The sequence below is a fragment of the Exiguobacterium sp. s34 genome (assembly GCF_018617435.1).
In the GTDB taxonomy this organism is placed as follows: Bacteria; Bacillota; Bacilli; order Exiguobacteriales; family Exiguobacteriaceae; genus Exiguobacterium; species Exiguobacterium aestuarii.
The window spans coordinates 88,066-110,861 of sequence record NZ_JACSKE010000005.1 but is presented as its reverse complement, the minus strand read 5'-3'; the positions used below and the strand labels follow the sequence as shown (position 1 = coordinate 110,861).

Sequence of the window (22,796 nt, the reverse complement as noted above, 5' to 3'; positions counted from 1 at the left end):
TTTGAGCAAGAAGACGACCGTTTTGACATCAATTTGTAACGTTCATGACATTCAAATGAACCGTAAGTGTAACGGCACTGACTCATGTTTCGTCATATAGTTATCTGGACGAAACATTCGATGTACAGTTCATCGATGATACGATCTGAACTAAGGGAGGATACAGTGCATGCTTAAAAAGTTAGGATGGATGATGCTAATTACGATTTTAGTTTCAACGCTTTTCCTGCCACAATCGCAAGTGCAAGCTGCCTCTTCTAATAAAGTTTACGTCGTCAGTAAAGTGAACGATTTAAATATCCGTTCGGATGCACGAATGGGTACTAAAATTTTAGGTAAGTTAAACAAAGGTCAAAAGTTACAACGTTTAGGTTCGAAAGGGGCCTGGACACAAGTTTATTATAAAAAGAAAAAAGCATGGGTTGCGACAAGCTATGTCACGACAACGGGAGCTAAGAAACAGTCTGTCGGCAAAACGTATACGATGAAAGCATCGGCGTATACACCTTATTGCAAAGGCTGTTCAGGTAAGACGGCACTCGGTTGGAATGTTCGTACACAAAAACGTAATGTAATCGCGGTCGATCCGCGTGTCATCCCGCTTGGAACGAAAGTTCAGGTATATGTAGGGAGCAAGTTGTTAGGCACGTATACGGCTGCAGATACAGGCGGCGCAATCAAAGGAAATAAAATCGATATCTTAATGTATTCGCACAGTGCGGCGATTCAATTCGGTCGTAAAACGGTTACGGTCAAGGTGTTGTAATAATAGGAAAAGGGTCTTGCGATTGCGCAAGACCCTTTTTTCGAGAATGGACGGTTATTGACGGACGATGAGAACGTCGCACTTCGCGTAGCGAACAATGCTTTCTGAAACGCTTCCGATAAAGAAGCGTTCGACAGCGTTCAACCCAGTCGCGCCACAAATAATAAGATCAATATCATGGTTAGGTGCAATCTTTTTAGCGATTGTCACTTTCGGAGAACCGTATTCAATGACGGTCTCGACTTCTTTCACGCCGCGTTCTTTCGCACGGTTCACATAGTCTTCAAGTAACTCTTTGGCATACGTTTCAGCGCGCTCGGTAATCGTGCGATCATATGCTTCAACGGTCGCAAATGTACGCGTATCAATCACGTGACCTACATACAGTTTTCCTTCGTTACGAATCGCAACATCGATTGCGGTCTCAAATGCACGTTCCGCCTCTTTAGAGCCGTCGACGGCAGATAGAATGTGTTTGTATACAATTGCCATGTAAATCCCAACCTTTCGCTCGAAATATACGTTCGGCTTACATATATAGTATACCACTTCTCTCGGTTTTCACGCTTTTTCGTCATGAAAATGAGTGAATTTTTTCATGAGGTTGTTCACGACATGTCCAAGTTTGGAATTCGCGTGACAGAACGGGTAAAATAAGGCGGAGGAGGTTGGACGATGAAACATGTAATGATTACATCTGGTGCGAAAGGAATTGGGCGTGTCGTGACGGAACGTCTGTTACAAGAAGGATGGCACGTCAGTATATTGCAACGAAATCCGATTGATTGGGAACATGAGCGGATACATATGATCGAGGCAGGGTTGACGGATCGTGAACAACTGCTCTCCGCCTATGAGGAAGCAGTCGAGCGGTTTGGTGAACCGGACGCATTGATTTTAAACGCAGGTCCTTATATTTTTGAACGGAAACCACTCGTCGAATTGACGGATGAAGAGTGGGATGAAGTGGTGACCGGCAACTTGTCCGCCTCGTTTTGGCTGATGCGTCGAGCAATCCCTGCCATGCGCTCCAAACGTTTCGGGCGCATTATTTCATATGGGTTTCCGGAAAGTGCATCGGCTCCTGGGTGGATTCACCGTTCAGCTTTTGCGGCAGCGAAAACAGCGCTCGTCAGTTTGACGAAATCGGTTGCTCTCGAGGAAGCACCTTTTGGGATTACGGCGAATATGGTCAATCCCGGGAATATCGTCGGATCTCAAAAGGAAATGCGCATCGAGGAAGCGGAAGTGGATGAAGGGACACCGGTTGGTCGACATGGGACTGGAGAAGACATCGCCCGCCTTATTTCCTTCTTATTACATGAGGAATCCGATATGATCACAGGCGCCGTCATTGATGTGACTGGCGGAGTCAATGTTGTCCATCAATATCGAAAGTGAGGGGAAGGTAGATGAGGATTGGGGTTGTGACAGACGTCCATGGGAATCTAGAGGCGCTAGAGGCGGTCCTTCGCGCGTTGGATACAGAACGGGTCGACGTGATTTGGTCGCTCGGTGACATGATTGCGATGGGACCGGACTCGAACGCGGTCATGGAGCGATTGATTGATCGCGGGGCACACATGATTTCCGGCAATCATGACGAGGCGGTCGTCTCGCTCATAACCGGACAAGGTCACCCGGAAAGCTATGCGCACACACGACCGCATCACGAATGGGTCGCACGTCATCTTGATGCTAAATATGTGGATGTTCTTGAGTCGCTTCCGCGAACGATGACAGGTGAGGTTGCAGGTCAGAAGGCGTTCGGTATCCATTACCATATCCCGAGCGAAAAGCGGCAAGCGACGATTGTCGAAGAGCCATTTCATGAAATTCTCGAACCGACACTTGAAAACATGCAACGGTTGTATGGAGAGTACGATGGGGATGTCATCTTATTTGGTCATCACCACCCGGTTCACCTATTCCAAGACGAGAAGAAGCGCTACGTCAATCCAGGTGCGCTTGGTGTCGCCCGAGATGAACTTGCGCGCTTTGCTATTTTAACTGAAGGTGAGCGCGGGATGCGGGTTGACATGAGGGCAGTTCCATATGACAAGCGAACCTTTTTAGAAAAAATGGAGCGATTCGAAGTGCCGCAACGCGATGTCATGTTCCGATTGTTCTATTGATGAATATATAGGTAAAGGTGGGATCCTAAATTGGACCCCACCTTTTTCTTATTGAATCTCTTGAAGTGTTTTCGGATAGCTCGTCAACGTGATCGGACCGCTCTCTGTCATGACGAGGTCATCTTCGATACGGACACCACCGACACCCGGTAGATAAATACCTGGTTCGACCGTAAACGTCATCCCGACTTGAGCTGTCATGTCATTGTTCGCCGCCATGGATGGATGTTCATGAACTTCGATTCCGATTCCATGACCGATACGGTGCGTGAAGTACTCGCCGTATCCAGCAGACGTGATGACTTGACGGGCTGCGATATCAATCGCTCCAAGCGTCGTACCGACGTTTGCCATCTCAATGGCTGCTTCTTCTGCCTGTAGCACTGTTTCGTAAATTTCGCGTTGTTTCGTACTCGCCTCACCGAAGACGACCGTTCGAGTAATGTCCGAGCAATATCCTTGCCAGACGACACCAAGGTCGAACAGGGCGAAATCACCTTTCTTCAAACGATTGTTGCCTGGTACACCATGTGGGTCGGCGCTGTTTTCACCGAACAATACGAGTGTATCAAATGACATTTCCCGAACGCCTTGTTGTTTCATCGCATATTCGATATCCGCGATGACCTCGAGTTCGGTCACGCCTTCGCGGAGTGAACGAATACCGGCTTCGATTGCCATGTCTGCGAGTTCAGCGGCACGTTTCATCGTACGAACTTCATCTGGTGATTTGATCATGCGTAATGTTTGAAGTTCGTCTGTCAAATCGATAATCGACAATCCGGCAAAACCGGCGCGGAGCTGTTCGACACGATTGAATGTCAAATGCTCACCTTCGATGCCGATGCGCTCAGGAACGATTTGATTATCGAGGAACAACTTAACGATTTTATCCCATGGATTCTCGTGGTCCATGTATGTCACGATTTCACCTGTCCACTCACTTGATTCGACAATTCCCTTTTCTAGGGCAGGACAAATAATGGCAGTTGTCCCGTTCTTTAGGACTAGAATGGCGATTAGTCGTTCATGTGCTTCTGCGTATACTCCCGAGAAGTAAAATACAGATGCCTTTGACGTGACAAATGCCGCGTCTAATCCTTTCGTCGCTAAAGATTGTGCAATTTGATTGGTGCGTTGATTCAAGATGAATCCCTTCCCTTCTCACTCTTACGTTGACTACTCGTCTATTATAGCTGTTTCGAAAACAGAAAGGAAATGTTGCAATTTGATTAGTACAGTTTGAACAAGTTTGACTGATACAGTATACTAAAAAGAGTAGAAAATGTATTGAGAGAAGGGACTCCGCGTATGACCACAAAACATGAACAGATCATAGCACATATCGAGTCACTCGATGTTGGGTCAAAAATTTCGGTCCGCCAAATCGCCAAAGAGTTGGCTGTATCAGAAGGTACGGCTTATCGGGCCATCAAGGAAGCTGAGAACCTGGGCTTTGTCTCTACCATCGAACGTGTAGGGACGATTCGAATCAAGCGTAAACAAAAAGAGAATATTGAGAAACTGACATTTGCCGAAGTCGTCAATATTGTTGATGGGCAAGTGTTGGGTGGACGGAACGGCTTGCACAAGACGTTATCTAAATTTGTCATTGGAGCCATGAAACTGGAAGCGATGATGCGTTATATCGATGTCGACTCGCTCGTCATCATCGGGAACCGCGAAAAGGCGCATGAACTCGTCTTGCAATCCGGGGGGGCCGTGTTGATCACTGGTGGATTTGATACGACGGATGAAGTGAAACGAATGGCGGATAAGTACGATATGCCTGTCATTTCCACTTCTTATGATAGCTTTACCGTCGCAACGATGATTAACCGAGCAATCTATGACCGTCTCATCAAAAAAGAAATTCTTCTCGTTTCGGACATCGTCATCCCGCTTCACGACACGTTTTATTTGAAATCGGATGACACGGTAAAACGTTGGCACGAATTGAATGAACGTACGAAACACAATCGTTATCCGGTCATCGATGAGCAGATGAAAGTAGTCGGGGTAATCACGGCGAAGGACGTCATCGATAAATCTCATGACTACGATATCGAAAAAGTTATGACAAAAAGTCCAATCACGGTCGGGGTTCAGACGAGCGTAACGAACGCTGCGCACCAAATGGTGTGGGAGGGCATCGAGATGCTCCCAGTCGTCGATAATTATGGGCGTTTGCTCGGAATCATCAGTCGTCAGGATGTATTGAAGGCGCTACAACTCGCGAATCGTCAGCCTCAAGTCGGTGAAACGTTCGACAATATGATCACGAATCAATTAAAAGAAGATCCTGCATCGAACGGTACCGCGTTTACTGTCGAGGTCGCACCGCAAATGACGAGCCATATGGGAACTGCGTCATCCGGTGTATTGACGACTCTATTAGTCGAAGGAGCGACGCGAAGTCTGCGTCATATGAAAAAAGGGGATTTAGTGGTCGAGAACATCACTGTTTATTTCATGAAACCGATTCAAATCGAGAGTCAGATTCGAGTGTCGGCGAACGTCTTTGACCTCGGACGAAAGTTCGGGAAAGTTGATGTGGAAATGACACAAGGTACACAACTTGTCGCTAAGGCGCTTGTCACAGCACAGTTGATTGATCGGTAACGAAAAGAGCACCCACTACATGAGTAGCGGGTGCTCTTGTTTATGAAGGTGTATTCGTCGGTTCTTCTGCGGCGAGCGGATAGATTTTCCGATAACGGATAAATCCAACGACCGCGTTACCTAAGCCAACGACCAACATGACGATGCTGACAATCCAACCGACCGATGAATTCAGCCCGAATCCACCAACCATTTGGTTCGCGGCAAACAGCGCGAGGAATAAACTTAACCAGATTAAAGCTTGTGTATTGAACAAAGCTTTACGGTTTGGCGTCTTTGTCAAAAAAGCACGACGCTTGAAGACAAGGTACGCTCCGAGCGCGAACAAAATGAGTCCAATCATGACAAGTTGCAAGTGAAGGAACCCCTTTCTTTCTCGTAATCTGTTATCATCATACCATAATAGTGTGTAAGAAAGTGAGGAATCATCATGTGGGCATGGCAGAAAGCGGATTCAATCAAAACAGAAATCGAGGCGGCTGACACCATTTTTATTCACCGACATGTCAGACCAGACCCTGATGCATTGGGGAGTCAGCTCGGGCTCCAACGTATTTTAAAGTCGGTTCATCCAGATAAAAAGATCTATGTAGTCGGCGGTATGGTACCCGACCTTGAATTTTTAGGGAAGATGGAACACGTCGAGGAAGAAATGTATAAGGATGCACTCGTTTTGATTCTAGATACAGCGAATCAGGAACGAATCGATGGACCGTATGCGCTAAAAGGAAAAACAATCATTAAAATCGACCATCACCCTGATGAAGACCCGTATGCGATGACACAAATCGTGGACACCACGGTCAGTTCGACGTCCGAGATGATTGTGGAATTAGCGAACATTTGGGATTATCCGATTGATCAAGAAGCGGCCTTCTTATTATATGCCGGTATCGTCGGTGACACGGGGCGCTTCCAGTTCCGTAATGCCACGGCTCGCACGTTTGAGATTGCTTCGAGATTGATTGACAAAGGCATCGATACGAACAAGCTGTACCGACACATGTATAAAACCAATTTGGCAACGCTTCAGTTACAGGGATATGTATTACAACACGTTAACGTTACGGAAGAAGGCGTCGGCTACGTAAAGATTGATAAAGATGTGCTACGAACGTTCCATGCATCCCCGGAAGCGGCATCGCAACTCGTCAACAGCTTCTCTGGGCTAGAAGGATTAAAATGTTGGGTCATGTTCGTCGAAAACAAAGAAGAGATTCGTGTCCGGATTCGGTCGAAAGGCCCTGTAATCAATGAAGTGGCGAAGCGCTACCGTGGAGGCGGCCATCCGATGGCATCAGGCGCTACGATTGATACGTGGGAAGAAATGGATGACGTGATTGCTGCTTTAAATGAAGTGGCAGGGGAATTCACGTTTGAAGAAAATGAAGAGAGCTGACCGCGGTCAGCTCTCTTCATTTGTCTCCGTTTTCTTTTGGAATAAACCACGTGCCACGGTCGGTCACGTCCTCGACGACATCTAGTTGGTATTCTGCAATGTACTTTCGAAGTCGGTCGATGATTTCTGGACTGTCCGCAAATACGGTTTGACCGTTCTGTAATTTTTCTAACTTATCGCGCGCAATTTGTCCCCGATTGATAATCATACGCTTTTGCCCCCTTTTATCGTGAGTTTTGTCTATAATTATTGTATCAGAGAAGTGGGGAATTGAGTTTGACAATTCCAGTAATATAGAGAGGAGGTCTAAGATGATTCACCTTAATGTCAGGACTGCTTATAGTTTACTACAAAGCACGATTCGACTAGAACAATATGTAATGCAGATGACGGAGCGGGGGAGCCGCGCGGTCGCGATTGCGGACGATGCGTTTTATGGTGTCCCGTCGTTTCTGACATACTGCAAGCGATATGGGGTAAAACCGCTCGTTGGGCTGCGAACCGTCCTTCGACTAGATGGTCTCGACGTATCGGTGCTTGCTTATGCATCGAACGAGACTGAACTAAAAGAGCAATATCGAATCATCAAGACAGGGGGGATTGACGGACGCACGACGATGCCTCTCATTGTCCTACCTGAAAACTGGAAAGCGAGCGATCCGGTCCACCGACGTCGTCTGTATCATCAACTACTGTCATTTGTAGATGAGGACAGGCTATGGCTTGGCCTCCCGGCACCTCAGACGACAGAACAAGTACAATTGTTGAAGCAACTCCGTCTGATGAAGGAGGAACTCGATGTCCAGTTGATTCCGGTACCTGAAACGAGGTATATGCGCCCAGAAGATGTAGAAGGATTCCGTGCGATCTCCGCCATTCGAGAAGGGGATGTGATGTCAGAAGAGGATGTTCGTCAAAAAGGGTTGCATGTCCGCCTTCCGAGCGAGATGAACGACTGGTTCACAGCCGAAGAACTAGCCGAACTTGAACGATTCGAGACAATCATTCAGCTCGACCATCTTCCGCAAGCGGAAGGTGCGATTCCAGAGTTACCAGATGCAGATCAAAAATTAAAGCGGCTCGTCGGCGAGCGGTTGAAGATGATGGAACTCATGAAAGAACCGTATATCGACCGAGCGAAGTTCGAGCTAGATGTCATCGCCAAGACTGGATTTTCATCGTATTTCTTGATTGTCGAAGACATCATCCGATTCGCCCGTGAGTCTGGGATTGAAGTTGGTCCGGGTCGGGGTTCAGCGGCAGGTTCCCTCGTCAGTTTTGCGCTTCACATTACAGAAGTTGACCCGGTTCGTTATGGACTACTGTTCGAACGGTTTCTGAATCCCGAACGTGTCTCGATGCCGGATATTGATTTGGACTTCGAAGATGAGCGCCGGGAAGAAGTCGTTTCGTACGTCTTATCAAAATACGGGGAAGCTCATGCGGCACAAATCGGGACACTCGCAACTTTCGGGGCAAAGGCAGCGATTCGTGACGTCGCTAGAGCGCTCGGGATGACGTTAGAAGAAGGGCAAGCCGCAAGCAAACAAGTGAAGGCTGGTGGCTTAGACGAATTGATGGCAAATCCGAAGCAGATGAAATGGTTCGCCGGTAGCCAAAAGCGTCAACAGTTGATTCGGATTGCGAAACAGTTAGAAGGATTGCCGCGTCAATCGTCCGTTCACGCTGCAGGGATCGTACTCAGTCGTCAACCGATTGAAGAAGTGACCCCGCTCCAGCCAGAACTTGATGAGCATGTGACACAATATAATATGAAGGATTTGGAAGAAATCGGGCTACTCAAAATCGATTTGCTTGGTCTACGGAACTTGAGTCGCCTTCGTCAAATGGAGGAGTTGGTCCGTGAAACCGATGCGATGTTCTCACTGAAGACCATTCCATTACATGACGCTCGAACATATCGACTATTAGCGAGAGGGGATACGGACGGAATCTTTCAGTTTGAGTCGTCAGGTATGAAACAGGCGCTGCGTCAAGTCAAGCCGACGGAGTTTGAAGACATCGTCGTGACGATGTCGCTCTATCGACCAGGGCCGATGCAGTTTATCGAAACGTATGCGAAGCGAAAACATGGGATGCCTTATCAACCAATTCATCCGGACGTTGAGGAGATCATGAAGTCGACGTATGGAGTACTCGTCTATCAGGAGCAGGTCATGCGCCTTCTACGGAAACTCGGTGGATATTCATATGCCGAGGCGGATTTGATCAGACGGGCGATTGCAAAAAAAGATACCAGTACGATTGAACGGGAACGAGAACGATTTTTGCGTCAATCCGAAGGGAATGATCGCGATGTCCTATCCCAAATATTCTCTTGGATTGAAAAGTTCGCAGGGTATGGATTCAACCGTTCCCATGCGGTCGCTTATAGTTTAATTAGTTATCGACTGGCGTATGTCAAAGCGCATTATCCGCGTGTCTTTCATGTGGTGACGTCAGAAAAGACGAGTCAACTCGTAAGACTGTTGCGGAAAGATAAAATTCCCGTGTATCCGCCAGATGTGTTGCACGGTCATACCGAAGCGACATTAGAAGGACCGGGTGTACGACTCGGTCTAAAAGCAATCCAAGGACTGACGAAACGAGACGTCGAAAGACTTGTTGAGCTAAATGGACAACTGAAAGACGTCAGAACTCTTCAAGAAGCGATGGAATGGAAGAATAAAGATCAACTGAAGTTGAGACGTTTACTTGGTGCCGGGGCACTCGACCGGATGTATCATGGCGACCGAACGAGTGCTTTTGAAGCAGTCGAACGTTTACGGGAAGAGGCTGGCACACACTTCTTGCCTGATGAACTGTCGTCACTCGGGCTCAAACAGAAAAAAGCGAAAGAACCGAACTGGTCCGAAGAAGAACGGGAAGCGCTCGGGACATGGGTCGTCCATTCTCCGTTGACGACGATTCCTGACGTAGGGATTGAGCCTTCCACGATTGAGGACGTCATGAACGGGACTGACGGATATTTAGTCGTTTATGTGGATGACGTGCGTACGTTTATGACGAAGAAACAAGAACGGATGGGTGTCATGATGGTGGACGATGGCGTGACGCAAGAAGAAGTCGTCGTCTTTCCGCGAACGTTCGCTCAATTTGGACGATCCCTTTACGTCGGTAACATTCTATTGCTTGAGGTTCATTCGAACGAACGAGATGGACGGAAACAATTGATTGTTGAACGGGTACGTCCGTTGCATGGACAGGCCTTGTTTGTGAGGCTCACGTTAGATCGTTTCCCTGAACTCGAAGAATGGATTCAGCGCGCTCAAGGAGACGTTCCGGTCATCTGTCGATTCACAGACTCGAAAGAAGTGAAACAATTGGCATCTGCTTTTTCAATCAATCCGAGCGAGGAATATGTGGCAGTAGCGAAGAAACGATTTGGGGAAGAAAATGTCATCTTAAAACGAATCGATATGAAAATGGTTGGTCCAGAAACTAGTACCAAGTCCTAAAAAGTGATATAATCGCACTAATTGGTCTGACCACTTAAGTATGATAAGTGATCCAAAAAAGGGAGTTGAACGGTCAGATGCATGAAAAACACGCATCCTCATTTCACGAAAATATTTCAAAGATACGAAAATTAATTGTCCAATCTTCATTGGTTCCAGGAGATCGCCTTCCATCCGAACGTGAACTTGCTGAAACACTATCGATTAGTCGTGCTTCTGTCCGGGAGGCGTTACGCGCGTTAAGCTTCTTAGGGATTGTCGAGACAAGGCGCGGTGGCGGCACCTTCTTATGTGAACAAGACCGACATCGCTACATCGAAATCCTGTCGGAGTTTATTGTGACGAAACAGACGAAAGCGACCGATATCGTCGAGATGCTCAAATTGTTAGAGCGTATGGCATTTTCAGAAATCAAACCGACAGATGAGCGACTGACTCAATTAGAGGCAGTGGTTGAAGATGATCGAACGTTTCGACAGCGACTCATTTTTCAATTGGAGAATGACTTGTTCATTCGGATTTGGAGCGAAGTGAACCGATTTTTTGAAGGGTTGGATGTTGGGGATTTATATATGCTTGATGAACGGAAGCGTTTTGTCGAGACGTGGCGTGGAATGGGGATGCCGGAATGAACGAGGGGGAAGCGATGACTGCTTTTTTCAAGAAACCAAAACGATATATGCCATTGCGTCAAAGAGAGCCAAAAATTGACGCACCACAGGGATTAATGACGAAATGTCCATCTTGTAAATATATGCATTATACAAAACAGTTGAACGAAAACCATAAAGTGTGTGACTGTGGCTACCATTTTCCACTTCATGCTCAGGAGCGTATTGACATGCTTGTCGATGAAGGGTCATTTGAACGTTTTGCCGGACCTTCCGTCAAAGCGAATCCGCTCGACTTCCCTGACTATGAAGAAAAGTTGAGTAAAGACCGCGAGCGAACAGGAATTGAAGAGGCGGTCGTTTGTGGAAAGGCGACGATTGATGGTTTGCCACTCGTCGTTTGTGTGATGGATGCTCGATTCCGAATGGGATCGATGGGCGCTTACGTAGGAGAAGCGATTGCTTCTGCTGTCCGCCGAGCGACGTCACTTCGTCTACCGGTCGTCTTATTCACCGCATCAGGTGGCGCACGGATGCAAGAAGGGATGGTCAGCTTAATGCAGATGGCGAACACGTCGATCGCATTAAAAGAACACGATGAAGCTGGGCTTCTCTATATCGCCTACTTGACGCATCCGACGACGGGTGGAGTTTCAGCAAGCTTTGCGATGCTCGGTGACTTAAACGTCGCAGAACCGGGTGCGCTTATTGGATTTGCCGGAAGACGAATCATTGAACAGACGATTCGAGAAAAACTTCCGGAAAACTTCCAGACAGCAGAGTTCTTGCTCGAGTCTGGCCAATTGGATGCGGTCATCCATCGTGAACAGATGCGTTCGTTCTTGAAGAAAATGATCGGATTACACGATGGGGGTGTTCATCATGTTTGACCCAATCAAAGAAGTGACCGAACAATTAAATAAATTGCGTGAAACAGCCGAAACAAAAGGGATTGATCTATCACGTGAGATCCGTCACCTTGAGTTGAAGCTCGACCGATTAGAAAAAGATATTTATGGGAATATGAAACCGTGGGACCGCGTACAATTGGCGCGAAACCCGAAACGCCCGACAACACTTGATTACATTCATCATATGTTCCCAGATTTCATGGAACTCCATGGCGATCGACACGGATATGATGATGCGGCGATTGTATCGGGACTTGCGACATTTGAAGGTGTTCCGGTGACCATCATCGGACATCAGCGTGGTCGAAATACGAAAGAGAACATGAAGCGAAATTTTGGGATGCCACACCCGGAGGGATACCGAAAAGCATTGCGTTTCATGAAGCAGGCTGAGAAGTTTAACCGTCCGATTTTGACATTCATTGACACGAAAGGGGCTTATCCAGGGAAAGCCGCTGAGGAGAGAGGTCAAAGTGAAGCGATTGCTCGAAACTTGTTTGAGATGGCGACATTAAAAGTACCGATTGTATCTGTCGTCATCGGAGAAGGCGGTTCTGGTGGCGCGCTAGGAATTGGTGTTTGCGACCGGTTATTGATGCTTGAGAATAGTACGTACTCGGTCATCTCTCCAGAAGGTGCAGCGGCACTTTTGTGGAAGGACGCCAAACAAGCAGAACGCGCAGCAGAAACGATGAAAATTACGGCACAAGATTTATTCAACTTAGGGATTGTGGATGAAGTTGTAGGGGAAGTATATGGCGGTGCTCACGTTGATGTCTCATTACAGTCATCACTCTTGAAACCTGTATTACTACAGCATATGAACGAGTTGCTCGATCTGACGACTTCTCAGCTCATTCAAGGACGTGCGACCAAATATCATCAAATTGGCACAATTAGTGAGTGAAAACGGTAACAATGGCTTTGAATATAGCATTATTCATTCATCAAGTGACTGCTTTTTGAGATACCCTATGCATTTTTTTCACATACTTGTGTTGTAAAACAAAGGTCAGACATGGTATTTTATTTTCAGATTTCGTTAAAACACATAAGAGGTGAGTGACGTGAATTTAAAACGTATTGCGGTATTAACGAGCGGAGGAGACGCTCCTGGAATGAACGCTGCTGTCCGTGCCGTGACCCGAAAAGCGATTTTCGAAGGTCTTGAAGTGTACGGTGTGTATAACGGCTACCAAGGATTAATCGAAGGTGATTTAGTCGAATTAAACCTTGGATCAGTCGGCGACATCATTCAACGTGGAGGTACGTTCCTTCGCTCTGCACGCTGTCCTGAATTCAGAACAGAAGAAGGACGCGCGAAAGCAGTAGAACAGTTGAAGAAGTTCAATATCGATGCCCTTGTGGTCATCGGTGGAGACGGCTCTTATCGCGGAGCTCAAAAATTGACGGAACTCGGATTCCCAACAATCGGCCTTCCTGGTACGATTGATAACGATATTCCGGGAACGGACGCGACAATCGGTTTCGACACAGCGCTCAACACGGCGCTTGACGCAATCGACAAAATTCGCGACACAGCTTCATCTCATGAACGCACATATGTGATTGAAGTAATGGGTCGCGATGCTGGTGATATCGCACTTTATTCTGGTCTCGCTGGTGGCGCGGAGTCGATTCTTGTCCCAGAACGCCCAGAAGAATTGAACGCGATCGTGGAACGAATCAATCACGGGATTGCGCGCGGTAAGAAGCACTCGATCGTCATCGTTGCTGAAGGTGCTGGAAGTGCCGAAGAAATCGGTAAATTGATTGCTGAGAAGACGAACTCGGAGACACGTGTTACAATTCTCGGACACATTCAACGTGGTGGTTCCCCAACTGCTGCAGACCGTGTACTTGCAAGTCGTATGGGTGCTTATGCTGTTGAGATTCTTCTCGAAGGGAAAGCGGGCCGCGTTGTCGGGATCCGTAATAACCAGATGATGGATCTTGATATCGATGAGGCGCTCGACAACAACAAGCACACGATCGATATGCAATTGATTGACCTCGTCAACCAATTGTCGATTTAAACGAAGTAAGTTGCAGAGACGGGATCAGGTCTACGGCCCCCCGTTTTCTGCATGTAAGTTGCACTATATCCCCTAGGAGGTTTTTATATTATGCGTAGAACGAAAATTGTATGTACGATTGGACCGGCTTCTGAGAAGCGTCTTCCTGAAATGATTGAAGCTGGAATGAACGTTGCCCGTCTCAACTTCTCACACGGTGACTATGAAGAGCATGGCGCACGTATCCGTGACATCCGTGAAGCGGCGAAAGCAGCTGGAAAAGTAGTCACAGTACTTCTTGACACGAAAGGTCCAGAAATCCGTACACATACGTTTGAAGATGGAAAAGCTCTTCTTGAAAAAGGGAAAGAAGTTACAATCGTTTCAAGCGAAGAAATCGTTGGAACGAAAGATCGTTTCTCTGTGACGTATGAAGGTCTTTACGAAGATGTAGAAGTCGGTTCACACATCATGCTCGACGACGGTCTCATCGGACTCCGTGTCGTGGAGAAACTTCCGAACCGCGACCTCCGTTGTGTGATTGAAAACGAAGGAATCATCAAGACGAAGAAAGGTGTTAACTTGCCAAACGTCAAGGTAAACCTTCCTGCCCTCACAGACAAAGATATCGCAGACATCGAGTTCGGTATCTCGCAAGACATCGACGTCATCGCAGCATCATTCGTACGTCGTGCGTCTGACGTTGTAGAAATTCGTCAATTGCTTGAAAAGCATAACGCGTCACACATCAAGATCTATCCGAAAATCGAGAACCAAGAAGGTGTGGATAACATCGAAGAAATCTTGGCGATTTCTGACGGCTTGATGGTTGCCCGTGGTGACCTCGGTATCGAGATCCCGACGGAAGAAGTCACACCTGTTCAAAAAGAACTCATCAAGAAGTGTAATGACCTCGGTAAGCCAGTCATCACTGCAACACAAATGCTCGATTCGATGCAACGTAACCCACGTCCGACACGTGCGGAAGCATCTGACGTAGCGAACGCTATCTTGGACGGAACAGATGCAGTCATGCTTTCTGGTGAGACAGCAGCAGGGGACTACCCAATCGAGTCAGTTCAAATGCAAGCTGCTATCGCAGAGCGTACAGAGCGCATGCTCGACTACAAGAACTTGTTAAAAGATCGTCAGAAGCGTAGTGAGCATACGGTAACGGATGCAATCTCACAAGCGGTTGCCCACACAGCAATCAACTTGAATGCCAAAGCAATCTTGACACCAACACAATCAGGATACACAGCGGCTCGTACGGCAAAATACCGTCCGGAAGCGAACATCATCGCGGTCACTGAATCTGAGCGCGTTGCACGTCAATTGAACCTCGTTTGGGGTGTATACCCAATCGTTGCTGAGACGATGCCGAACAACACGGATGAAATGTTGGTTCAAGCATCTGAAGCAGCTCGTCATGCTGGATTCGTCACTGACGGTGACCTCGTTGTCATCTCGGCTGGTATTCCTGCAGCGACAGCTGGTACGACGAACATGATGAAAGTTCATATCGTCGGTCACGCTCTCGCGGACGGACGTGGAATCGGCGAGCGCGGTGTGGTCGGAGAAGTCGTTGTCGCAAAAAATGCGGAAGAAGCAAACGCAAAAGCGAAAGACGGCATGATTCTCGTCGCACCATTCACAGATAAAGAAATGATGCCTGCTATCGAAAAAGCGGCTGGAATCATCACTGAAGACGGTGGATTGACAAGCCATGCTGGAATCGTTGGACCATCACTTCGTAAGCCAGTCATCGTAGGTGTGGATACAGCTACAACTTCACTTCGTGACGGTCAGATGATTTCAATCGACCCACTCACAGGTAAAATCTACAACGCATAATTGAACGACAATCGAACCGGCCTTCTTCAAAGGTCGGTTCTTTTTCCGTTCGAAGAAAGGAACACGTATGAGTGCATATCTTTTTTTATTGATGCTCGTGTTAATCGGTGTCATTTCAAATAATCAATCTGTCATTATTGCAAGTAGTGTTTTGCTAATCATTAAAGCGATTGGTTTCGGTGATCAATTATTTCCGACACTCGCAGCAAAAGGAATCAGCTGGGGTGTGACGATTATTACAATCGCCGTTCTCGTACCGATTGCAACCGGAGATATCGGTTTTAAAGAATTGTGGAATAGTATTAAAGGACCTGTCGGGATTGTCGCATTTGCATCAGGAATGTTTGTAGCAATCGCGGCTGGACAAGGTGTTCAATTGATGCGCGTGGACCCCGTCGTCACGACGGCGCTTCTCGCAGGCACGATTCTAGCGGTCGGATTCATGAAAGGGATACCTGTCGGACCACTTGTAGGAGCTGGAATCGCGGCCTTGATTTTAGGTGGATATCAAGTCATCGAAAAATGGTTTTGATATTTTCTGACAACTGAAGCCGCTTACATTTCTTTTTTGCAATAAATTGTTTATACTATATAAAGGACAGGGTAAACGGAGACTGGGTGAATGCAGGGGAAAAGCCCGTCCCGTATCCTTATTCCCTACACATAGACTGTTTTTACGGTCGACCACTTTCAAACAAGACTGAGGGGGAGTTATGAATGTCAACGACAAAAGGGTTAGAAGGTATTGTGGCAGCAGCCTCAAAAGTCAGCTCAATTATTGACGGACAATTGACTTATGGAGGATACACCATTGATGATTTAGCGGACCATGCCACATTTGAAGAAGTTGTATTTTTATTGTGGAATGACCGCTTACCAAATGCAGAAGAATTGAAATCGCTTTCGGAGGCACTCGTTAAAGAAGCGACGTTGCCAGAAGAAGTGATTGATACGTTAGCACGTGCACCAAAATCAGCCAATGCAATGGCGACGATTCGCACGGCGCTCTCGCAGCTCGCTCTCTATGATGAAGAATCTGAAGATATGAGTGACGAGGCAAACATGCGTAAAGCAATCCGTCTTCAAGCTCAAGTTGCTACAATCGTGACGGCATTCGCGCGTCTTCGTAAAGGAGAGCAACCTGTTGCGCCGAAGCCAGGTCTCTCTTATGCAGCAAACTTCTTATACATGTTGAATGGTGAGGAACCAAGCGAAGTCGCAGAAAAGACAATCGATAAGGCGCTCATCCTCCATGCAGACCATGAGTTGAACGCTTCGACGTTCACAGCGCGTGTCTGTGTGGCGACGCTCTCTGATATGTATTCTGGTGTGACGGCAGCGATGGGAGCACTCAAAGGGCCACTTCACGGTGGTGCGAACGAAGCAGTTATGAAAATGCTCCATGAAATCGACACGGTCGACCGCGTCGAAGAATATGTACGTGGCAAATTCGAACGCAAAGAGAAAATCATGGGCTTTGGTCACCGCGTCTATAAGGACGGCGACCCACGTGCGAAACACTTGAAAGAAATGAGTCGTCAGTTGACTGCTCAAATCGGCGAGCCGAAATGGTATGAGATGTCAGAGAAAATCGATCATCTCGTCGAGACGGAAAAAGGATTGAAACCAAATGTCGACTTTTACTCGGCATCAACATACTATGCGCTCGGTCTTGAAGAAGACCTCTTCACACCAATTTTCGCCGTATCACGGATGTCTGGCTGGATTGCGCACATTCTCGAGCAATATGCGGACAACCGCTTGATTCGTCCACGCGCGGAATATGTCGGTGAAACAAGCCGTAAATATGTTCCTGTAAGCGAACGTTAATTCGAGACACATTTTAGACAAAAGTTTGGTAAACTAACAAGTGACGTAGGTCGGCGTACGCGTCGACCTACAGTAATGTACTTAGGGGGATTCATTATGTTGACACAAGGACAAAAAATTACAGTTGAAAACGGTGTATTGAACGTACCAAACGTTCCGACGGTACCATTTATTATCGGTGACGGCACAGGACCTGATATTTGGAATGCGGCTGTTCGTGTATTTGACGCTGCGGTTGAAAAAGCATACGGCGGCGAAAAGAAAATCGAATGGATGGAAGTATACGCTGGTGAGAAAGCTTATAACGAAAAAGGTGAGTGGCTCCCGGCAGAAACACTCGATCAAATTCGTGAGTACTTGATTGCCATCAAAGGACCGCTTACGACACCGGTCGGTGGTGGAATCCGTTCATTGAACGTTGCACTTCGTCAAGAGCTCGACTTATACACATGCCTTCGCCCAGTTCGTTACTTCACAGGTGTTCCATCACCAGTAAAACGTCCTGAAGACACAGACATGGTCATCTTCCGTGAGAATACAGAAGATATCTATGCAGGAATTGAGTACGCTTCAGGAAGCGACGAAGTGAAAAAACTCATCAAATTCTTGCGAGATGAGATGAACGTGAACAAGATTCGTTTCCCAGAGACTTCAGGAATCGGTATCAAGCCAGTTTCTTCTGAAGGAACAGAGCGTCTTGTCCGTGCTGCAATTGAGTACGCAATTGATAACAACCGTAAATCGGTCACGCTCGTACACAAAGGGAATATCATGAAATATACAGAAGGTGCATTCAAAAACTGGGGTTATGCACTTGCTGAAGCGGAATACGGCGACAAAGTGTTCACATGGGCACAATACGATCGCATCAAAGATGAGTCTGGTGAAGCAGCTGCGAACGAAGCTCAGTCGAAAGCTGAAGCTGAAGGCAAAATCATCGTCAAAGATTCAATCGCTGATATCTTCCTCCAGCAAATCTTGACTCGTCCACGTGAGTTCGATGTCGTTGCGACAATGAACTTGAACGGTGACTACATCTCAGACGCACTTGCTGCACAAGTAGGTGGAATCGGGATTGCACCTGGTGCGAACATCAACTACATCACAGGACATGCAATCTTCGAAGCGACACACGGTACAGCTCCGAAATATGCGGGCCTTGATAAAGTAAACCCATCTTCAGTCATCCTTTCAGGTGAGATGATGCTTCGTCACATGAACTGGAACGAAGCGGCTGACCTCATTATCAACTCGATGGAGAAGTCAATCGCTTCGAAAGTTGTCACTTATGACTTCGCACGTCTCATGGACGGCGCAACAGAAGTGAAGTGCTCTGAATTTGCGGATGAATTGATCAAAAATATGTAAGTCATACGAATAAGTCGCCAATTGAGGGGGAGAGCTCATGATTCGTCGAAACAAAATTTCTGTAATTGGAAGTGGCTTCACCGGTGCAACTACTGCACTGTATCTGGCTCAACGTGAGCTAGGGGATGTCGTCCTACTCGATATGGAAGAAAAAGTTGGACCGACGAAAGGGAAAGCGCTCGACATGCAAGAAACAGCACCAATTCAAGGGTTTGACGCTTGGATTACCGGAACATCAGATTACGCAGATACGGCTGATTCGGATATCGTCGTCATCACTGCGGGAATCGCGCGTAAGCCTGGAATGAGTCGAGATGATCTCGTTGCAACGAACGCGAACGTGATGCGTTCCGTCGTCAAAGAAATCGCTCGCTATTCGCCGGAAGCGATTTTGATTGTCTTGACGAACCCGGTAGATGCGATGACCTATGCGGCGTTCAAAGAATCGGGTTTCCCGAAAGAACGCGTCATCGGACAATCTGGTGTACTGGATACGGCTCGTTTCCGAACGTTTGTCGCACAAGAATTAAACGTTTCCGTCAAAGATGTATCTGGATTCGTTCTTGGTGGACATGGCGACGATATGGTGCCTCTCGTGCGTTATTCATACGCCGGTGGCATCCCGCTTGAAAAACTCATACCACATGAGCGAATCGAGCAAATCGTCGAGCGGACACGAAAAGGTGGCGGTGAAATCGTCCAACTGTTAGGTGATGGATCAGCGTATTATGCGCCAGCTGCCGCAATCGTAGAAATGGTTGAGGCGATTTTAAAGGATCAACGTCGAATCTTACCTGCTATTGCTTATTTAGAAGGCGAGTATGGATTTAACGATTTGTATCTAGGTGTTCCGACCATTCTTGGAAAACATGGCATCGAGCAAGTACTCGAGCTCGATTTGACGGATGAAGAGAAAGCGGCGCTTTCACGATCTGCAGACTCTGTTCGCTCCGTATTGGGCGTCTTATAAGTAAAAGTGCTTCCTGCAATCTTGTGGGAAGCACTTTTTTTGCGGTTTCCATCTTGTGGGGCGTGCTACACTAAAAGTGGATTTGTTTTGTTTTTGTAAAGATTTGCTTTGAGGTTGGTCGTTTCAAGCTTTGATTTGTAAAATAGAGAGTGACATTTGATGGATCAAGAGGAGGAAGTAGTGTGGCTGATAAAGTAATTGTTGTCGATGATGAAGTATCGATTGCGACGTTATTAAAATTTAATTTAGAACAAGCTGGTTTCGAGGTGGAGACTGCGCATGATGGAAAAACCGGACTGGAATTGGCTGAAAAGAAAGATGCCGTCTTAATCGTGCTCGACTTGATGCTTCCGGAAATGGATGGACTTGAAGTGTGTAAACGGCTGCGTCAACAAAAAGTCAATACGCCAATTTTGATGCTGACAGCAAAAGACGATGAGTTTGATAAGGTACTCGGTCTTGAGCTCGGTGCAGACGATTATTTGACGAAGCCGTTCAGTCCACGCGAAGTCGTGGCACGTGTCAAAGCGATTTTAAGACGCTCTGCCCCACAAGAGACTGCGGTCGAAGAAGATGTCATTCAAATCGGTGACGTTAAAATTGTCGCCTCTAACTACGAAGTGTTCAAGCAAGGCGAACGCCTCGAATTGACACCGAAAGAGTTCGAGTTGTTAGCCTACTTGGCAAAAAATAAAGGGCGTGTGCTCACTCGAGATCAATTGCTATCGGCTATTTGGAATTATGATTTTGTCGGTGATACGCGAATCGTCGATGTCCATATCAGTCACCTTCGTGAAAAAATCGAGCCTGTCACGAAGAAACCGACGTACATCAAGACGATTCGTGGACTCGGCTATAAAATGGAGGAGCCGACTTCGGAATGAAGACGTATCGCTCTAGATTCATGACGACGCTCATCCTACTCGTCACGGGCGTCCTCCTGACACTTGGCATCGTACTCGGTCAGCTGTTCAAAGATTTTTATTTAGATTCTGAGCGAGACCGCTTAAAAGAGGATGCTCAGCTGGCCGCCTTGTATCTTGAAGGAGGAGAGCTAGACGAGATTCGCGAGTATGTCGGTCAAATCGATGATGGGAGTAGCTTTGACATTTTACTACTCAACAGCAGGATGGAAGTCATCGCCGGGACTCCATTTCGTGTCGGATCAATCGATTATAAAATTGAACCGAGTCTAGTACCCGATGAAGGGACGTTCGGTGAAGCGGATGAGGACGAACTGATTCAGTTTACAAAACCAATCGAACTAGCAACAGGCGAAACGGTCTACTTGACGTTCATTCGTTACGTGTCCGACCTTGAAGGGGTGTATGATCGAATCTGGCTGACGATTGCACTGGCGCTATTCTTTTCATTTTTCATCATTTTGTTCGTCCTTCAACATTTGACGAACCAATTCATCCGACCAATCGATGAGGCGACGATCGTCTTACGGGAGCTGGCGGATGGGAATTACCGGGCTCGTGTTTATGAACTGAGAAACGATGAAGAGACCGGCAGTCTGGCGGGATCGATCAATGTCCTCGCCAGAAACCTGGAGTCAATCTCACTTGGAGAATCGGTTCAGCGGGCGAGACTCGAATCGCTGATTGAATATATGGGGGCTGGTCTTCTTCTCGTGGACGAGCGAGGCATCGTCACGTTAGTCAACCGATCGTATCGGGAGATGTTCCAATATGATGACTTGTCAATTGGACAATTTTATCATGGGATTCTACCGAGTCCTGACGTCGAGTCCCTGATTGAGGATGTTTATTTGACGGAAGAAGTCCATCGCCGTCAACTGTCGATTCGAACCGGCTTTAATCAGAAGACGTATATGGTATCTGCTGCGCCGATTTTCAGTGATACCGGAATGCTTCGTGGTACCACGCTTTTATTCAACGATATCACAGAGTTGAAGCGACTCGAGAAGATGCGGAAAGACTTTGTCGCGAACGTCAGTCATGAACTGAAGACCCCACTCACGTCCATTCGTGGATTTAGTGAGACACTTCTCGACGGTGCAAAAGAAGTGCCTGAACTCCGAGACCAGTTTTTAGACATCATTCAAAAAGAGGCGACGCGGATGCAGATGCTTGTTGAAGATTTGCTTGAGCTGTCGAGATTAGAACGTGATGATTTCCAGATGGAACTGGTCTCTGTCGATTTGAACCAGCTCGTCGATGAAGTATGTCTCCTGCTCAGTCAGAAAGCGAGCAAGAAGTCAATTCAGCTAGAAGCCAAGCATCATGGGACTGCTGTCTTGCAAGCTGACTTGAACCGTATGAAACAAGTCATCATGAACCTTGTCGCAAACGCTATTAATTATTCTCCTGAAGGAAGTCGCGTTGAGATTTCTGTCGAAGCGGAGGGGGACGCATACAAGTTACGAGTGAAAGACAATGGAATCGGGATCGCTGAAAAAGAAGTGAGTCGCATCTTTGAACGATTCTATCGTGTCGACAAAGCGAGAAGTCGAAATTCAGGGGGGACAGGTCTTGGTCTTGCCATCGTGAAACACATCATTGATTTGCATCATGCATCAATCGATGTCGATAGTGTCGAAGGGAAAGGGACGACGTTCACAATCACGTTCCCGAGGGATTAATTTTCCAGGTTGCATTCACTTTACAAAACCTTGCTATTTCATTCATATTTGCTTTACAAAACCTTGCTATTCTATGGATGAGACCTCTTCATCATCTCGTGACTCGATCGGTGCTCATCTCCACGCGGTCGAGAATTTGGCCCTTTTCTATTCGTAGAAAAGGGTCTTTTTTTTCGAACGCATGTACCCGTATGGTATGATGGATGAAGAGAAGAATGGAGGTCGATT

Annotated in this window: 21 protein-coding genes; 17 read left to right on the top strand and 4 right to left on the bottom strand. The window is 47.0% G+C overall.

Translation table 11 applies throughout. The features are described from left to right. Window positions 1-169: 169 nt before the first annotated feature. Window positions 170-766 (top strand): 3D domain-containing protein, encoded by a 597-nt coding sequence (locus KNO87_RS15530; RefSeq protein ID WP_214795643.1) that lies wholly within the window; start codon window positions 170-172, stop codon window positions 764-766. A 54-nt stretch (window positions 767-820) separates the two neighbouring features. Here the strand turns inward: KNO87_RS15530 and KNO87_RS11670 are convergent, their stop codons facing one another. Continuing rightward, window positions 821-1,258 (bottom strand): universal stress protein, encoded by a 438-nt coding sequence (locus KNO87_RS11670; RefSeq protein ID WP_012726732.1) that lies wholly within the window; start codon window positions 1,256-1,258, stop codon window positions 821-823. A gap of 183 nt (window positions 1,259-1,441) precedes the next feature. Between KNO87_RS11670 and KNO87_RS11665 the strand changes: the two genes are divergently transcribed. Both KNO87_RS11665 and KNO87_RS11660 read left to right on the top strand, forming a co-directional pair. Then, on the top strand, window positions 1,442-2,167 hold the full coding sequence (locus tag KNO87_RS11665) for an SDR family oxidoreductase (RefSeq protein ID WP_214795645.1): 726 nt from the start codon (window positions 1,442-1,444) through the stop codon (window positions 2,165-2,167). Window positions 2,168-2,178: 11 nt separating this feature from the next. Further along, window positions 2,179-2,901: a metallophosphoesterase family protein gene (locus tag KNO87_RS11660; RefSeq protein ID WP_214795647.1), complete on the top strand. Its 723-nt coding sequence runs from the start codon at window positions 2,179-2,181 to the stop codon at window positions 2,899-2,901. A 48-nt stretch (window positions 2,902-2,949) separates the two neighbouring features. Here KNO87_RS11660 and KNO87_RS11655 read toward each other — a convergent pair whose 3' ends face one another. Continuing rightward, entirely contained in the window at window positions 2,950-4,047 is a 1,098-nt protein-coding gene (locus KNO87_RS11655; protein WP_214795649.1) for a M24 family metallopeptidase, read from the bottom strand. A gap of 165 nt (window positions 4,048-4,212) precedes the next feature. On the opposite strand from KNO87_RS11655, the gene KNO87_RS11650 reads away from it, so the two are divergent. Further along, window positions 4,213-5,523, top strand: coding sequence for a DRTGG domain-containing protein (locus tag KNO87_RS11650; protein WP_074033433.1), 1,311 nt, complete (start codon window positions 4,213-4,215; stop codon window positions 5,521-5,523). A gap of 40 nt (window positions 5,524-5,563) precedes the next feature. On the opposite strand, the gene KNO87_RS11645 is transcribed toward KNO87_RS11650, so the two are convergent. Then, the gene (locus KNO87_RS11645) at window positions 5,564-5,878 is read right to left on the bottom strand and encodes a YtpI family protein (RefSeq protein WP_074033432.1); all 315 of its coding nucleotides are present in this window, start codon (window positions 5,876-5,878) and stop codon (window positions 5,564-5,566) included. Between the two features lie 75 nt (window positions 5,879-5,953). On the opposite strand from KNO87_RS11645, the gene KNO87_RS11640 reads away from it, so the two are divergent. Next, on the top strand, window positions 5,954-6,922 hold the full coding sequence (locus tag KNO87_RS11640; RefSeq protein WP_214787288.1) for a DHH family phosphoesterase: 969 nt from the start codon (window positions 5,954-5,956) through the stop codon (window positions 6,920-6,922). Between the two features lie 16 nt (window positions 6,923-6,938). Here KNO87_RS11640 and KNO87_RS11635 read toward each other — a convergent pair whose 3' ends face one another. Next, window positions 6,939-7,130 carry a YtzJ family protein gene (locus tag KNO87_RS11635; RefSeq protein ID WP_214787290.1) on the bottom strand — a complete coding sequence of 64 codons (192 nt, stop codon included), beginning with the start codon at window positions 7,128-7,130 and terminating at the stop codon, window positions 6,939-6,941. Between the two features lie 103 nt (window positions 7,131-7,233). Between KNO87_RS11635 and dnaE the strand changes: the two genes are divergently transcribed. The 12 genes from dnaE (at window position 7,234) to pnpS (ending at window position 22,568) form a co-directional block, all read left to right on the top strand. Then, the gene (dnaE, locus tag KNO87_RS11630) at window positions 7,234-10,401 is read left to right on the top strand and encodes a DNA polymerase III subunit alpha (protein WP_214795651.1); all 3,168 of its coding nucleotides are present in this window, start codon (window positions 7,234-7,236) and stop codon (window positions 10,399-10,401) included. A 77-nt stretch (window positions 10,402-10,478) separates the two neighbouring features. Continuing rightward, complete coding sequence (locus KNO87_RS11625) at window positions 10,479-11,033, top strand: FadR/GntR family transcriptional regulator (protein ID WP_214795653.1); 555 nt, start codon at window positions 10,479-10,481, stop codon at window positions 11,031-11,033. Window positions 11,034-11,047: 14 nt separating this feature from the next. Further along, complete coding sequence (gene accD / locus KNO87_RS11620) at window positions 11,048-11,902, top strand: acetyl-CoA carboxylase, carboxyltransferase subunit beta (RefSeq protein ID WP_214787295.1); 855 nt, start codon at window positions 11,048-11,050, stop codon at window positions 11,900-11,902. Next, a complete protein-coding gene (locus KNO87_RS11615; RefSeq protein ID WP_371816645.1) occupies window positions 11,895-12,830 on the top strand; it encodes an acetyl-CoA carboxylase carboxyltransferase subunit alpha in 936 nt (311 codons plus the stop codon). Before accD ends, KNO87_RS11615 begins: the two co-directional genes overlap by 8 nt. 160 nt (window positions 12,831-12,990) lie before the next feature. Further along, window positions 12,991-13,959: a 6-phosphofructokinase gene (pfkA, locus tag KNO87_RS11610; protein WP_214787299.1), complete on the top strand. Its 969-nt coding sequence runs from the start codon at window positions 12,991-12,993 to the stop codon at window positions 13,957-13,959. A 90-nt stretch (window positions 13,960-14,049) separates the two neighbouring features. After that, window positions 14,050-15,792: a pyruvate kinase gene (pyk, locus tag KNO87_RS11605; RefSeq protein ID WP_214782199.1), complete on the top strand. Its 1,743-nt coding sequence runs from the start codon at window positions 14,050-14,052 to the stop codon at window positions 15,790-15,792. Window positions 15,793-15,859: 67 nt separating this feature from the next. Then, on the top strand, window positions 15,860-16,324 hold the full coding sequence (locus KNO87_RS11600; protein WP_214795657.1) for a DUF441 domain-containing protein: 465 nt from the start codon (window positions 15,860-15,862) through the stop codon (window positions 16,322-16,324). Window positions 16,325-16,509: 185 nt separating this feature from the next. Then, window positions 16,510-17,622, top strand: a complete 1,113-nt coding sequence (gene citZ / locus KNO87_RS11595; protein WP_214787305.1) for a citrate synthase — start codon at window positions 16,510-16,512, stop codon at window positions 17,620-17,622. A 99-nt stretch (window positions 17,623-17,721) separates the two neighbouring features. After that, window positions 17,722-18,990: an NADP-dependent isocitrate dehydrogenase gene (gene icd / locus KNO87_RS11590; RefSeq protein WP_214795746.1), complete on the top strand. Its 1,269-nt coding sequence runs from the start codon at window positions 17,722-17,724 to the stop codon at window positions 18,988-18,990. Window positions 18,991-19,027: 37 nt separating this feature from the next. Beyond that, window positions 19,028-19,960, top strand: coding sequence for a malate dehydrogenase (gene mdh, locus KNO87_RS11585; RefSeq protein WP_214746459.1), 933 nt, complete (start codon window positions 19,028-19,030; stop codon window positions 19,958-19,960). Window positions 19,961-20,142: 182 nt separating this feature from the next. Next, entirely contained in the window at window positions 20,143-20,844 is a 702-nt protein-coding gene (locus KNO87_RS11580; protein WP_074033421.1) for a response regulator transcription factor, read from the top strand. Further along, window positions 20,841-22,568 (top strand): two-component system histidine kinase PnpS, encoded by a 1,728-nt coding sequence (gene pnpS / locus KNO87_RS11575; RefSeq protein WP_214795659.1) that lies wholly within the window; start codon window positions 20,841-20,843, stop codon window positions 22,566-22,568. Before KNO87_RS11580 ends, pnpS begins: the two co-directional genes overlap by 4 nt. Window positions 22,569-22,796 lie beyond the last annotated feature (228 nt).